The organism is Paraburkholderia tagetis, from assembly GCF_022213065.1.
Lineage (GTDB): Bacteria > Pseudomonadota > Gammaproteobacteria > Burkholderiales > Burkholderiaceae > Paraburkholderia > Paraburkholderia tagetis.
The window spans coordinates 125,138-140,338 of the sequence record NZ_JAKLJA010000013.1; the positions used below are offsets into that span (position 1 = coordinate 125,138).

Sequence of the window (15,201 nt, forward strand, 5' to 3'; positions counted from 1 at the left end):
GCACGCGCCCTGCTGGGCGCCAGCCTTGCAGAAAGCTATTATCCCTCCGGACCCGGCCGATGAGAAAGTATTGCTGGCTCATGGGTGAGCGCCACGAGCCTTGCCGCCAGTTGTACGACCGGCAGGACATAGTCGGCATAGGGCGTCGCGCGCGTGGGCATCTCGCCGGCGAACGCATCGTCCGGATCCTGGACGATGGTGGCCCCGCCGCATGCATGGATGGCCGCGAGCCCCGCCACACCGTCCATCAGGAAGCCCGTCAGGATCACGCCAATCACGCGCTCGCCCAGCACCGAGGCCGCGCTGACGAACAGCGGATCGATGGCCGGACGCGCGAAATTCTGCTTGATGCCCCCGTCGAGCCGCAAACACGCCCCTTCCACCAGCAAATGCCGGTCGGGCGGAGCCACATAGATTCTGCCGTGCACAAAAGCTTCACCGTCTCTCGCGTGCGCGGCATGCAAGGGGCCGGCATCGTCGAGAAGCGAGGGCAGGACGCTTCCGTGTGCACCAACATGCTGCACGATCGCGACGGCAGCGCACAGGTCGCCCGGAAGCCCGGATACCAGCGTGCGCAGGACATCGAGCCCGCCCGACGACGCGCCTATCGCTATGAAGTCACGGCAAGTCAAATTAGCTCCATCAGGACAAACGAACCAGTGAGCAATTACTGTGCCGCACGATGACGGCTATCGCGAGGAACATGACTGCGTCATGAAGCATTGCCGGCTCCGTTACATTTCGGACGTTACGCGTAATCGCTACAAACCGGGCGGACGCTGGGGCGCACATTCACGGCATCCGCGCATGGAACGCGTCGTGCGGCAGTGAGTGAATGGATAAACGAACGATAAAAGCGAGCGATGCAAGCGATTTTTCGACGGTGAACAAGGAGAAGCCGATGAAGGAGAAGCCAACGACCCGGGTCCACGAAATCATGTCGCGCAACGTCGTGCACGTCGCGCCCGAAACGACGATCCAGCATGCCGCGGAACTCATGGCGCAGCATGACATTGGCGCATTGCCGGTTTGCAATGGGGGGCGCATCGTCGGCATGGTGACAGACCGCGACCTCACGTTGCGCGCCTTGAGCGAAGGCTGCCCGCCGATGGCGCCCGTCGCGCGCGTGGCAACGTCGGGCGTCGAGTGGTGCTACGACGACGAGGACGTCGACATCGTGCAGCGGCGCATGGCCGAGGCGCAGGTTCGCCGCCTGCCCGTGGTGAATCACCGGCGCGAGTTGGTCGGCGCGCTTTCGCTGGGCGACATTGCCACGCGCTGCGGCGGCGTACAGCGCGAACGCGTGGCCAACACGCTCGAGGACATCTCGCAGCGGCGTATTGGCTGAGCACGGTTCAGGATTGGAGCGGCACCCCGCATTCGGAGATTCGTTTTGGAATCCTTGTGGTATCCCGAGAGACTCCTTGAACGCCGCACGCCGCTTTCGCTACGCGCGCCGCCGCAGAGTGAACAGCCGCTTTTTCATGGCGCGTCATGAAAAAGCAATTCCAGGCCTGTACGCTCGCCGCCGCGCACGCGGCTGATCGCGTGCTTGAGCTTGACCCGGTAATAGCCGTGCGTGCCTTCGACCGGGCGCTGCGCGGTCGCAACGATGGCGGCGTCGCCGAGCGCGAGCGGCACGACCATCGGCCGCGACTGCATGCGCGGACGCTGCTCGACCATCACGAATTCGCCGCCCGTGAAATCCCGTTGCGGCGCGCATAGCAGCGCGACCACCTGAAACGGAAACACGTGCTCGCCTTCATCGTGACGATGCAGCGCGAGACGATCGCCTTCGCGCAGGCGGCTCAGATGCGATTGCGGCCGATGCTGGCCGGCACGGCGGTTCGCATCGAGAAACGCGTCGAGTTCGGCGGGAAAGCGCGGCTCGAGGCCCGCCAGCGCATGCCAGCGGTTCGCCACGGGCACGAGCCAGCGATAGAGCGCTTCGCGCCACGCGTGCAAAAGCGGCGGCAGGTCTTCGCCAAAGTAGCAAGGCTGGCCGCTGCCGGTGTCCGCCCACGCGGACGAAACCGGTACGTGCGGCGCATCGAGTGGCGCATCGCGCGGTTCGTCGAGCGGTTCGTCGAGCAACCGCGCGAGTGCGCGTGCTTCGTGTGGACTGAAGCAACCGGGCAGCACGGCGTAGCCTTCGGCGCCCAGTTGCGCACTGACGACGTCGAGATCGAAACGCTCGATCATGGCGTGCGCATTCATGCCGACTCCCATGTGGATGCCTTCACCGAAGTCGACGACGATGTCGATGGCTCGCGTGCATCGTGAAAGATCAGCCCGAGCGTGTGCCGCGTGCCGCTGCGCACGACGCTCACGCCATGACGCATCGCTACCTTGCGCACGCCCGCGCGCCCCCTCATGGATCTTTCCGTGGGTCCGTCCCCATCCGGCCGCTGATTGACGGCGAATACCACGGCATCGCCCTGCCGCAACGCGACGACATCGGCATGCTGGCCGCGGTTGCCTGCGTGGTTGCCTGCGCGGTTGCCCGTTTCGGTCATGACGAATTCGCCGCCCGTGAAATCCTCGCCCGGCACCGAAAGCAGGATCGCCACCTGAAGCGGAAACACATGGTCGCCGTAGAGGTCCTGATGCAGGCAGTTGTAGTCGCCCGCGTGGTAGCGGAGCATGAGCGGCGTGGGCCGCGTCTGCCCCGCCGCGTGGCAGCGCGCGAGAAACGCGTCGAGTTCGGCGGGATACTGCACGTCGAGACCCATCTGCCGGTTCCAGCGGTTGGCGACCGGCGCGAGGCGGCGATACAGCGCGTGGCGCAAGCGCTCGAGCAACGGCGGCAGCGGATAGGCGAAATATTTGTATTCGCCGCGCCCGAAATTGTGACGCGCCATCACGATGCGCGAGCGAAAGCAGTCGTCGCGCGAATAAAGCGCGGCAAACTGCTCGCATTGTTTCGCGTGGAGTACGGATGGCAATATCGCATTGCCATAACGGTCGAGCGACGCGGTCGCGTCTGCCCAGATCGCGTCCCCATTTGTGGCCCAGTTCGTGGCCCAGTTTGCCTTTGCGGCGGCATCCCTTCGCGCGGCCTGTTTCGCATCGGCCATCTCTGATTCCTGGTGAAAAATCGAACGAGTCCAGTCTAGCGCCACCACGGTCGCATGAAACTCCGCGCCTTGCGCTGCAATTCATGCCGGGCAGCGCGCCGCTGCTGCCACTGCCGCTGACACTGCACCGGCAAACCAAAACGAAAGGGGATGTTAGTATAAGGCCCGCCGTATACGGCCACATTGCATACGGCCACATTGCTCAGCCGCGCCCAACGGCAAGACCCCCATTCCAGTCATGACCGACCCCTCCTTCAATCGCGCAGACACGCTTGCGCGCGCAACGAATTCTCCGCGCTTCCTGCTTGCGCTGATCTGCCTGTATGCATCGGCGGGCCAGCTCGCGATCGACATCTACGTGCCCGCGCTGCCCGCGATGGCGCGCTACTTTGCGACCTCGCCGCAGGCGATCCAGTCGAGCGTTTCCGGCTACATGGCGGCCTACGCGCTCGGCCAGCTCATCTTCGGCCCCATCGCCGATGCATACGGACGCAAGCGCGTGCTCGCATTCGGGCTCGTGGTCTACACGATTGGCTGCGTGCTGTCGCTCGGTGCGCCCAACCTGGAGACGTTCGTGCTGGCCCGTTGCCTCCAGGGCTTCGGCATCGCCACGACGAACCTGCTCGCCAAGGCCATCATCACCGATTCGTTTAGCGGCAAGGCGCTAATGCACGCCTTCACCTATATGTCGATCACGTGGGGGCTCGCGCCTATCGTCGCGCCCGTGATCGGCGCGCATCTGCAAACCTGGTTCGGCTGGCAGGCCTGCCTCGTGTTCCTGCTGCTCTATTCGCTCATCATGTGGGCGCTGCTCTGGCGCTATCGCGAGACGTTGCCGCAGCCCGTGCACCTCGAAGTGCGCACGCTCATGACGAACGCGGGCAAAGTGCTGGCGAGCCCCGTTTTCCAGAGCTGCTTTCTCGCGCAGGGACTCTGCTACAGCATCCTGCTCGTGTTCAATATCGTCGGGCCGTTCATGGTGCTGAACACGCTGCACAAGCCGCCGACCTATTTCGGCTACCTCGCGCTCGGCATCGGCATGATGTATTTCCTTGGCGGCCTGTCGAACCGGGTGCATGGCCCGGGCCTGCCGAGCCCCGAGCAGCGGCTGCGGATTGGCGCGCGCGTGATGGCGGGCGCCGCGATCGCGATGCTGGTGCTGTCGCTAACCGTGGGCCTTCAGGTCTGGACGCTCGCTGCGCCAGTGCTCGTGATGGGATTGTGCGCGGGTGCGATGTATCCCACGCTGATGGCCAAGGGCAATTCGCTGTTTCCGCATATCGCGGGCCTGACCAGCGCGATACTCGGCTGTGCGCTGCTGCTCGTATCGTCCGCGATGATGGGGCTCGCGGGCTTCGTTTCCGTGCATGTGCTCACGCCGCTTGCGGGGTTCTTCGTGATCCTCGCGCTCACGGTCGTCGTGATGGTGACCAAACTGCTGCGCTATCTGGAGCGGATGGAATCCGAAGCGGTCGCGAGCGGCAGCGAAGAAGCCGCATGAGATCCGCATCGGCTCGCCGGCGCGAATGCGGGCGGCGAGCGCGTATGAAGTATGAAGCGCGTATGAAGCGTGCAGCGCTTACGGGCTCTATGGCGCTACGGCGCCCGCCGAGCTTTTCAATGCGTCATATAGCGACGCCACGGGCAAGTCTCCAATCTCTTTGCGAACGTATGCAGTAAATGCACGCTCGTAGAGCGCCCGTCCTTCCGACGTTTCAATCGTCATATCGAAGCCGCCCAGCACCAGTTCGGCCACCCAATCGGCCTCGATAAGAATGTGCTCGGCTCTGTCCCTGTTCATGTTGACTCCTTGTTGCAGCATGCACACGAATTTTAGGGGATTCGCGTACGAACGCGCACCAGGAAATCAATGTATCTGGCGCAACTCGGGCAGCACGTCACGCTCACTCGGCGGCCGCGTCGTCCGATATTCGTTCGGCGATTCCCCAAACTCCTTGCGAAACTCGCGGCCAAGGTGCGAGGCATCGGAAAAGCCACACGACGAAGCGATATCCGCGACCGTGCGATCCGAACTGGTCAGCAGCCACGACGCCATCCGCAAGCGGATTTGCCTCGCATAAGCGCCGGGAGACCGGCCGGTTTCCGTGGTGAAAAGACGTTCGAGCTGCCGCACCGAGACCTCCAGCCGGCGCGCAAGCTCCGGCAGGCTCAGCGGCTGGCCGATATGCTGCTCCATCAGCAAAATGGCGCGCCTGACCTTGGGATGCGTCGCAGGCTCGAGACCTGGCGGATGCGGTTGTGGCGCGTTGCCTTTTTGCGCGTCGTCCACCAGCAGAATGCGAAGCGCCTTGCGAACGATCGTGGCCTCGACATGGCGCAGCAGGATGGCCGCGGCCACGTCGATCGACGCACGGCCCCCGGAGCACGTGATACGCCGCCGGTCGATCACAAAAAGCCGGTCGGCTACGAGGTCGCGCTCATCGACGTGCGGAAAGCGCTCGACGAAATCCCAGTAGTGGAACCAGCTCACGCAGACCCGATACCCGCTCATCACGCCGGCCCGCACGAGCGCGAACGCACCCGTGCAGACGCCCACGAGGGTGGCCGGCGTCTCGGCCATGGCGCGAATAAAGGCGAGTGTCGCGTCGCTGGCCGGCGGTCCCGAATGCAGCAGCCCGCCCACGATCACCACGTAATCGAGTTCATCGACCTCGCTGAACGTCTGCCAAGGTGTGATCTGAATGCCGCAACTGGCCCGCACCGGGACGAGATTTTCCCCGACGATGGTCCACGAGCAGCGCACCGGCCTGCTCATGTCGCCCTCGTCGCTCGCGAGCCTCAGAAGGTCCACGAAGCCGGAGAAGGCGGTCAGGGTGAAGTTGGGCAGCAGCACGATTCCGAAGCGCAGGCGCCTCGGGGTTCTGGCCTCGTCGGCAATGGGATGGTTCATCGTGGGAGCAAGCCTGCGTTAATGCATTCTGGACATGTCGGGGTCGGAAAAACCCATTTGTTCGCGTAGTGGCGCCGGCGCCGACTTGCCGGGCTTCGCGTCGGGCTTGATGTCTTCGAGTCCGATCGCCCAGACATCGAGCAACCGCTTTGCGTACTCCCGAAAGCCCTCGTGCCGCTGCGCGTGGTCCGCGACGAGGCGTTAACGCATTATATATATGACACATCGTTGACCACGAGCATCCTGACCTCGTCCGGAAGTTGTCGGTCATCGTCAACGCGTTTATCGAACGCAAGCGAAAGCGCATTTAAGCCCGTGCAATGCGGGCGTTTCTCTCCCAGACGAGCTACATCACTCTCAATGGCGATGCCAATCAGACAAGGTCGATTTGCTCGAAATCGTTGTTTCTGACGCTATGCGACATCGTCGCGCGCGTGTGCGCAGCTAATTTACGGCCGTGACAAGTTAGCTAACGCAAAAAATGAACAAAAAGCAGTTTCGTCTTGTATTCAACCGCAGGCACGGAATGCTCGTTGCGGTAGCGGAGACCACGACCGCAGCGGGCAAAGAGACTAGACAAACGCGCGCACGCACGCGCCATTCCACGAGTCACGGCGCGCTATTCACGCTGCGACAAGTCACGTTTGCCGCGCTTGCACTACTCGGCGCGATGCCGTCTTTTGCGCAGATCGTTGGCGGCGGCGCGCACGCGCCCAACGTCATCCAGACGCAAAATGGTCTGGATCAGGTAAACGTCAACCGGCCGTCGGGTGCGGGCGTTTCGGTCAATTCCTACCACCGTTTCGACGTGCAATCGCGCGGCGCGATCCTGAACAATTCTGGGTCGACGACGAGCACGCAGCTTGCAGGCCAGGTACAGGGCAATCCGAACTTCGCAGCGGGCCAGTCCGCGAAGGTCATCGTCAACCAGGTCAACAGCCCGGCCGCGTCGCAACTGAATGGCTTTGTCGAGATTGCAGGCCAGCGTGCGGAAGTGATTCTCGCAAACCCGTCAGGCATCGCCGTTAACGGCGGTGGGTTTATCAATACCAGTCGGGCAACTCTTACGACGGGCACACCGAACTATGCAGCGGACGGCTCCGTCTCGGGCTTCAACGTCACGGGCGGCAACATCACGGTCAACGGCGCGGGACTAAACGCATCGAACATCGACCAGGTCGACTTGTTGGCTCGCGCGGTTCAAGCGAACGCAGCCATCTACGCGAAGAACCTGAACGTCGTCACGGGTGCGAACAGCATCGACCACGACACGCTTGCAGCTACGCCGATTGCAGGCGACAGCGCCGCGCCAGGCGTCTCCATCGACGTGAGCAATCTCGGCGGAATGTACGCGAACCGTATCGTATTGGTCGGCACAGAGTTAGGGGTCGGTGTCTCGACCAAGGGCATTCTCGCCGCACAGGACGGCGACCTCGTACTGACTTCTGCGGGCAAGCTGATACTCGCCGGCCAGACCAACGCGAGCGGCAATATCGTCGCGAGCGCACGCGAAGGCATCGACAACAGCGGCATCACCTACGCGCAACAGAACGTCAGCGCGAGCACTTCAGGCACGCTCACGAACAGCGGCGCGCTCGCCGCGCAGCGGAGCACGACAGTCAACGCCGGTAGCGTCGCGTCAACGGGAACGCTCGCATCTGGCGTGAACAGCGACGGCGTCGTGACACAAGCGGCGGACCTGAAGCTGAACGCTTCAGGTCCGCTGTCGGCGACCGGGCAAAACGTTGCAGGCGGCAATGTCGCGATGTCCGGCGGCTCGGTCAATCTCGCGGGGGGTAACACTTCCGCGGTGGGCAACATCGGCATGACCGTCAGCGCGGGCGATGCAAACCTCAAGGGCGCGACGGTCACGGCGGGCGGCACGCTCGCGACGAACACCAGCGGCAGGCTGACGACCGACAACGCGAGCGTCTCGTCGGGCGGCGCGCAGACGCATGCGGCGGGCGCGCTCTCGAACGTCAAGGGTCAGCTTGTGTCGGCGACGACGCTCGACACGAAGGTATCCGGCGCGGCCGTCAACACGGGCGGCGTCATGCAGTCAGACGGCAAACAGACTTTCAGCGGCGGCTCACTGGACAACACGGGCGGCAGCATCCTTTCGTTGAACGGCGACGGGCTGAATCTGGGCGTGACCGGCACGCTGACCAATGGCCTGAAAGGCGTGATTGGCGGAAACGGTAACGTCAGCGTAAGCGCCTGTACATTGACGAACGCGGGCCAGGTCAACGCGCTGACGAGCGCCACGCTCAAGGCCTGGGGCATCGCGAATACGGGCGCGGTACTGGCGGGCAGCACGCTCGCCGTTTCGGCAAGCGGCACGTTGAAGAACAACGGAACGATGTCTGCGACGACGACCACGGTAACGGGCGCGAACGTCGACAACTCCAAGGGTGATATCGACGGCACGACGGTATCGGTCAAGGCGTCGGGCGACCTGAAGAATTCAGGCGGGACCATTGCGCAATCCGGCACTGGCACGCAGACCGTCAGCGCGGGGGGCACGCTGGATAACTCCGCTGGCAAGATCGCGAGCAATGCGAAAGACCTGAACGTGAGCGGCGGCGCGGTCGTGAACGACGACGGCACGATCCAGCACGCGGGCGCGGGCAGCCTCAACGTCACGGCGGTCAATGCCCTCTCGAACAGCGGCGGTCAGATTGCTTCGAACGGGTCTGTCGCGACGCAGTCCGCGAGCCTCGACAACACGAACGGCGACATCACTGCACAACACGCAGCGCAGATCGCAGCAACGAACGGCATCGTCAACCGCACCGGTCTTGTATACGGCCAGGATGGTCTGTCGGCTAACACGAACGGCGACTTCGACAACACGGGCGGCGCGGCACAAACGGCCGGAGATCTCGCTATGGACGTGGGCGGCACGCTCATGAACACGGGCGGCGCAGTCACGGCAAACGGCGCGCACGGCACGATGAGCGTCACGGCCGGCGCAATCGACAACGCGAATGGCACGATGACGAATGCGGGCGACGGCGCAACGACCGCGAACGCTTCGGACATCAACAATACGGCGGGCACGCTCGGCGGCAATGGGGACGTGACACTCAGCGGCCAGACGCTTGAGAACGGCAACGGCGCTCAGGTGGTCGGTGCGGGCGCGACCGACTTCGCGATAACGGGCAGCATCAACAACCAGGGCGGCACGATGTACGGCGGCTCAGGGCTGACGATGGGCCGCGCGTCGACCGCAGTCTATAACGACGGCGGCACGATCCTGGGCGGCGTCGATGTCTACGCGAACGTCGCGTCATTCTCCAATTGGGGCGGCGCGGTGCGTGCGAATCGCGACATCGCGGCAAGCGGCGTGATCGTCGGCGACGGCGAAATGACCGCAGGTCGCAATCTCGGGCTGAACGTCGCGGGCGACTACACGAACACGGCGAACAACCGTCTGAACGCAGACGGCGACCTGTCGGTGAACGCGAGCGGCACGCTCACGAATACGGGCACGCTCGGCGCGGGGGGCGCGCTGAACGCGAGCGGGGCGAACGTCGTCAACACGGGCCTCATGACTTCCGCAGCGACGAACATCAGCGCCGCCTACACCATCAACAACCAGGGACGTATTGAAGGCGACAGCGTCACGACGAACAGCGGCAGCTTCGTCAACATGGCGGGCGTCATCGGCAACCTCGTCGCGATCAACGCATGGGACATCCTCAACAGCGGCGGCTCGGCAGTGATTGCAGGCGCGCAGAAAGTCGGCCTTTACGCGCACAACAGTTTCACCAACGAATACGGCGCACTCGTTTATAGCGGCGGGGACATTGAAATCGCGCGGGACAGCACGCGCGACGGTGAAGGACTGCTCGCGAACCAGACCGGCGTCATCACGAACAGCGCCTCGACCATCGAGGCCGAAGGCAACATCGACGCGGCGGCGACCACGATCAATAACGTTCGCACGGGCGTGGACGTGCAGGCCGGTGCGCCTGTCTCGACCACCGGCCCGACGCTGACGCTGTGGACCGCCGACATGGGGAACAACTACGCGGGGCCGGAATTCGCCTTTTTCCAGAGCAGCACCTATCCGTGGCGCTGGTGGGCCGGTGGCTTTGGCGCGGAAACGCGCAACTCGCTTGCCACTCCGGTCACGGTGACGCTGCCCGCTTCGCAGGTTACGAACCTCGATACGGGCGCACAGACCTTCTCGCTGACGAAGCCGCTTTCCGACCGGTATCGGGTGCTGGCGACCGGTCTCACTACACGCACAATCACGAATAATCCCACGCAGTATTACCAGAGCCTCACACAGAATCCGGATGGCACCGTGACGATCACGTTCTGGCCGGACTACGACCCGAACGTCCATATCCGTCCCGATCAGGTCCAGGTACGAACCGACCTCGGGCCGGGGAATCACGATTACGTGGAAATCGCCCGCACCACCACAACGACCACGCAGACCGATCAGCTCGTGAGCGCGGGCACCAACGCGCTCATGCAGGCCGGTGGCTCGATACGCACCAACACCGACAACGGCAGTCTGAACAATTACGCCTCGACCATGGCCGCAGGTGGCGACCTGATCCGCCGCGCCGATGGCGGCAGCGTCAACGATACCGGCGTGGTGCTTCAGCAGACCGGCGAACAGCGTGCGCAGTCAGTGTTCTACTGGCACCAGAAAAGCGGACGCGGCGAGGACCAGCAGACGGTGCAGGATGCCGTGGTGCCGCTTGCCACCGTCACGACCGACGCGATTGCGGCTATCGCCACGGGCAACCAGAGCGTGCAGACGAACGCACAGGACATCAGCATGACGAGCGTGGACCGGCACGGCGCAACGGTAACGGGTGCTGGCGTCAGCGGCGGCGACGCCACGGGTACGCAGCTCGGTAACGTGAGCGGCAACGGCAAGAAGCCTCAGACCCTTGGAACCGCAAGCGGCGGAATCCCTGACCTCAAACTGCCGAACAACGCGCTCTATACCTACGTGACGACGCCGGGGGCCGATTACCTTATCGAAACCGATCCGCGCTTTACGAACCCGCAGCCTGTCAATCCGGGCGGCGGAACCGCGACGGGAGGCGGCACGGGCGGGAATCCTGCGGCGGGCGGCAGTACAGCAGGCGGCAGCACCACGGGCGGCGGCACGGGCGGCGGCACGGGCGGCGGCACGACGGGCGGGACCACATCGAGCAACTTCCTGCTGTCACAACTCGGCTACAACCCGCAGCAGGTCGAGAAGCGCCTTGGCGACGGCTACTACGAAATGACGCTCATTCGTAACCAGGTGACGCAACTGACGGGCCGCACCTACCTCTCCGGCTACTCGGACAACCTGAGCGAGTACACGGCGCTGATGAACAACGGCGCAATCCACGCGAGAGCGTTCAACCTCGCTGTTGGCGTGGGCCTGAGCGATGCGCAGATGGCGCAGCTTACGACTGACATGGTTTGGCTCGTGAGCCAGACGGTCACACTGCCGGACGGTTCACAGCAAAACGTGCTCGTGCCGAAGCTGTACCTCGCGCAGTCGAACACGGTCGACCTCAAGGACAGCGGCGTACTCGTCGCTGGCGGGACGGTCACGCAGAACGCGACGGGTAGCGTGAACAACAGTGGTCATATCGTGGGCGACCTTGCAACGACCGTTATTGGCAACACCATCACGAACCGGGGCGTCATCGGAAGCGGCGGCACCACAGCGGTTGCAGCCGTGCTGGACGTGAACAACATCGGTGGCCGCATTGGCGGCGTGGATACCGTGGTCAATGCCGGCCGCGATATCAACAACGTCTCGGTCGAGCACCAGGCAAGCGCAGTGACCGGCAACGCCGGGTTCACCTCGACTGCAACGGGTATGTCGGTGGCGTCTGTGGCGACGATCAGCGGCACGAACAGCACGACCGCCGCGGCCGTGCGCGACGTGAACATGAGCGGGTCCGCTATCACGTCCAAAGGGGATACGACGGTAGCGGCTGGCCGTGACATCAACGCCGGCACTCTGGCGCTGAACAGCACGCAGGACGCCGGCACAACGGACGGGCTCAACGGCGGTCATGCGAAGCAGACTGTGAACGTCGGCAGCGCCATAACGGGCGCGGGTAACGTGACGACGGTCTCCGGCGGCAACACCACGCTCACCGGTTCGACCGTGGCGGCGGGCAAGGATACCGCGATGCTCGCGGGAGGCGACATGACCGTGACGGCGGCGAAGGATACGGCCGCGTACAACGGGCAGTCGATGGGGGGAAGCCGCGCCCAGAGCAAGAATTCCAGCTACGACGAAGCGGCACAAGGCAGCAGCGTGAGCGCGGTCGGCAACACGACGATGGCGGCGGGCCAGGGCGGCAGCGGCAACCTGAACATTCTTGGCTCCAGCGTCACGGCGGCGACTGGCGCGACGACCGTTGCCGCAACCGGCGACGTCAATATCGGCGGCGTCACCGAAACGCACGATGCACAGTCCTGGTCACACTACGATTCCTCCGGCTTCCTCTCCAGGACGCAGACCACGGACGCTTCGGACTCGCATCAGGTCATCACGGTTGGCTCGACCGTGGCCGGCGATACCGTCACCGGCATTGCGGGGCATGACATGACCATCGCGGGTTCGACCGTCGCGGCCACGCACGACGTGGAGCTTGCGGCAGCTAACAACCTGAGCGTGACCACGACACAGGACACGAGCCGGAGCAGCACCTTCCACGAGGAAAAGCAGTCTGGCTTCGGCGCGCTGAGCGGCGGCGGTCTGAGTATCAGTTACGGCAGTCGCGACCAGAAGGACACGACGCACGACACGGCCACGACGAACAACGCGAGCCTCGTCGGCAGCACGGACGGCAATGTGTCGATGGCCGCAGGCAAGGAACTGCGCGTTTCGGGCAGCGACATCATCGCGGCGCAGAACGTCACGGGCACAGGCGCGAACGTGACCATCGAGGCGGCCCAGGGCACGACGCATCACGACGAGTCGCACGAGATGAAGCAAAGCGGCTTCACGGTAGGACTGGCTGGCAGCGTGGGCGATGCGATCAACAATGCCATATCGGAATCACAGGCCGCGAAGAATTCTTCCGGCAACGGCGACAGTCGCGCGGCAGCCCTGCATGGCATCGCGGCGGCGAATGATGCATACAACGTTGGCGGTGCCGCAGCCGCGGCAGCCAAGGGCGGCAAGCCCGATATCGGCGTGAAGGTCTCGTTTGGCACCAACAAAAGCCGCAGCGATGCCAGCGAAAACCAGACGACCCATAGCGGCTCCACCGTGCAGGCGGGCGGCACGGCTGCATTCGTGGCGACGGGCGACGGCACGCCCGGCTCGGGCAATGTCACGATTGCCGGTTCGAACGTCAACGCCAACGATGTCGTCCTGGCCGCGAAGAATCAGGTCAACGTCATCAACACGACCGACATGGATTCGACGCGCAGTTCGAACAGTTCAAGCAGCGCGAGCGTGGGCGTGCAATATACGATGGGCGGCGGGTTCGGTGTCTCGGCTGCGATGTCGAACGCGCACGGCGATGCGAACAGCGACGCGTCGATACAGAATGCTTCGCATGTGAACGCGGCCAGCAGCGCGACGATCATCAGCGGTGGCGATACAAACGTCATGGGATCGCAGGTCAATGGCGCAAAGGTGGTTGCCGATGTGGGCGGCAATCTGAACATCGCGAGTGTGCAGGACGTGACGACAAGCGCGGCGCACCAGAGCAGTTCTGGCGGCGGTTTTACCATCAGCCAGGGCGGCGGCAGCGCGAGCATCAGCGCGCAGAACGGCCACGCGGACGGCAAATATGCGGGCGTGAACGAGCAGGCCGGGATCAATGCGGGCGATGGCGGGTTCAACGTCGACGTCAAGGGCAATACCGGACTGACGGGCGGCGTGATATCGAGCACGGCGGATGCGGAGAAGAGCAGCCTGAGCACGGGCACGCTGACGTTCTCGGACCTCGAAAACAAGAGCCACTACTCGGCCAATAGCGCGGGGATCAGTGCGGGAGCGGGCGTCGGGAGTACGGGCAAGTCGGTGGGTCCGGGTTCGGTGAGCGGCTCGGGCGGCGCGATTCCGATGATGCAGAACGAGAGCGGGGACCAGAGTGCCACGACACGCAGCGCGGTGAGTGCGGGTACGATCGATATCACAAACCAGCCAGCCCAGAAGCAGGACGTGACCACACTCAGTCGCGACACCACGAACACGAACGGCAAGGTATCGAACACGCCGGACGTGAACGAGATCCTGAACCAGCAGGCCGACACGATGGCAGCGGCACAGGCCGCGGGCCAGGCGGTGGCGCAAAACATCGGGGCGTTCGCGGATGCGAAGGAAGCGGCGGCGGACAAGGCGGCCCAGGCCGCGTGGGACGCCGGCGATATGGAGGCGTACAAGGCGGCGGTTGCGGAGTCGAAGTCGTGGAGTGAAGGCGGCCAGGCCCGCACGGAGTTGCATATAGCGGGCGGTGCGCTGATTGGTGGCCTGGGCGGCGGTAGTGCATTCAGCACCATTGGGGGTGCGGCGGGCGCGGGCGTGTCGGCAGCGATGGCGAACCAGTTGGACGATATCTATAAGGGCGTGGGATCGGCGACGGGTTCGGAACTGCTAGGCAATCTTGCAGCGAACGTGGCGGCGAGCGTGGGTGGTGCGCTGGTTGGCGGCGGCATGGGGGCGGCCACGGCGTCGAACGTTGAGCTGTACAACCAGTCGGCGCACCGGAAGAACAACGATCTGCTTACGCAGGTATGTAGTGGCATGAGCCCATGCAGTGAATCGCAGGTGATGGCGGTGATCAATGCACAAGGGGCTAATGCGGAGGCAGCAGCTGGTACTCTCCAGCCTAATTACGCGACTTTGAACTTCGGTGTTCTGTCTGGCTCTGCCGGCGGCACGATAAATCTGAATGATGGAACCAAATATCTTGCTGTTGGCGTGGGACAAGCTAATCCATCGTCAATCTCTTGGTCGCCGGGCGCGAGCGCCACACTGGGCTGGATTTGGGGGGCACGAACCGCTGATGCAACCAATGCATTCCTAAATGGAGATGGTAACCAGGCATTTATTTCTATCCCAACGCCTTGGCGAGTTAACGTAGTTGGCGCTGTCACGCATGGGTATGGTGGTTCTACCGCGCTTGAAATAGGAGTTGGATCGCCTGGTGGTCTATCGTATGGAGTTGTGCCTTGGAGTCATTCGACACCAGTAGGTACTGGAAACAAGTAAGGAGTGGA

General features: G+C 63.7%; 8 protein-coding genes. 3 read left to right on the plus strand and 5 right to left on the minus strand.

What is annotated here, in order from left to right:
• Window positions 1-38 precede the first annotated feature (38 nt).
• A complete protein-coding gene (locus L5014_RS17615; protein WP_238465013.1) occupies window positions 39-632 on the minus strand; it encodes a chemotaxis protein CheB in 594 nt (197 codons plus the stop codon).
• Between the two features lie 269 nt (window positions 633-901).
• On the opposite strand from L5014_RS17615, the gene L5014_RS17620 reads away from it, so the two are divergent.
• A complete protein-coding gene (locus tag L5014_RS17620; protein WP_238465014.1) occupies window positions 902-1,348 on the plus strand; it encodes a CBS domain-containing protein in 447 nt (148 codons plus the stop codon).
• A gap of 134 nt (window positions 1,349-1,482) precedes the next feature.
• On the opposite strand, the gene L5014_RS17625 is transcribed toward L5014_RS17620, so the two are convergent.
• Together L5014_RS17625 and L5014_RS17630 are read right to left on the minus strand one after the other, a co-directional pair.
• Entirely contained in the window at window positions 1,483-2,217 is a 735-nt protein-coding gene (locus L5014_RS17625; protein ID WP_238465015.1) for a 2OG-Fe(II) oxygenase, read from the minus strand.
• Window positions 2,214-3,077: a 2OG-Fe(II) oxygenase gene (locus L5014_RS17630; RefSeq protein WP_238465016.1), complete on the minus strand. Its 864-nt coding sequence runs from the start codon at window positions 3,075-3,077 to the stop codon at window positions 2,214-2,216. The genes L5014_RS17625 and L5014_RS17630 overlap by 4 nt, the downstream gene beginning before the upstream one ends.
• A 238-nt stretch (window positions 3,078-3,315) precedes the next feature.
• Between L5014_RS17630 and L5014_RS17635 the strand changes: the two genes are divergently transcribed.
• Complete coding sequence (locus L5014_RS17635) at window positions 3,316-4,578, plus strand: multidrug effflux MFS transporter (RefSeq protein ID WP_238465017.1); 1,263 nt, start codon at window positions 3,316-3,318, stop codon at window positions 4,576-4,578.
• A gap of 87 nt (window positions 4,579-4,665) precedes the next feature.
• Here L5014_RS17635 and L5014_RS17640 read toward each other — a convergent pair whose 3' ends face one another.
• Window positions 4,666-4,878: a hypothetical protein gene (locus L5014_RS17640; protein WP_238465018.1), complete on the minus strand. Its 213-nt coding sequence runs from the start codon at window positions 4,876-4,878 to the stop codon at window positions 4,666-4,668.
• A 66-nt stretch (window positions 4,879-4,944) separates the two neighbouring features.
• A complete protein-coding gene (locus L5014_RS17645; RefSeq protein WP_238465019.1) occupies window positions 4,945-5,988 on the minus strand; it encodes a GlxA family transcriptional regulator in 1,044 nt (347 codons plus the stop codon).
• Between the two features lie 481 nt (window positions 5,989-6,469).
• On the opposite strand from L5014_RS17645, the gene L5014_RS17650 reads away from it, so the two are divergent.
• Entirely contained in the window at window positions 6,470-15,193 is an 8,724-nt protein-coding gene (locus tag L5014_RS17650; protein ID WP_274389404.1) for a two-partner secretion domain-containing protein, read from the plus strand.
• Window positions 15,194-15,201 lie beyond the last annotated feature (8 nt).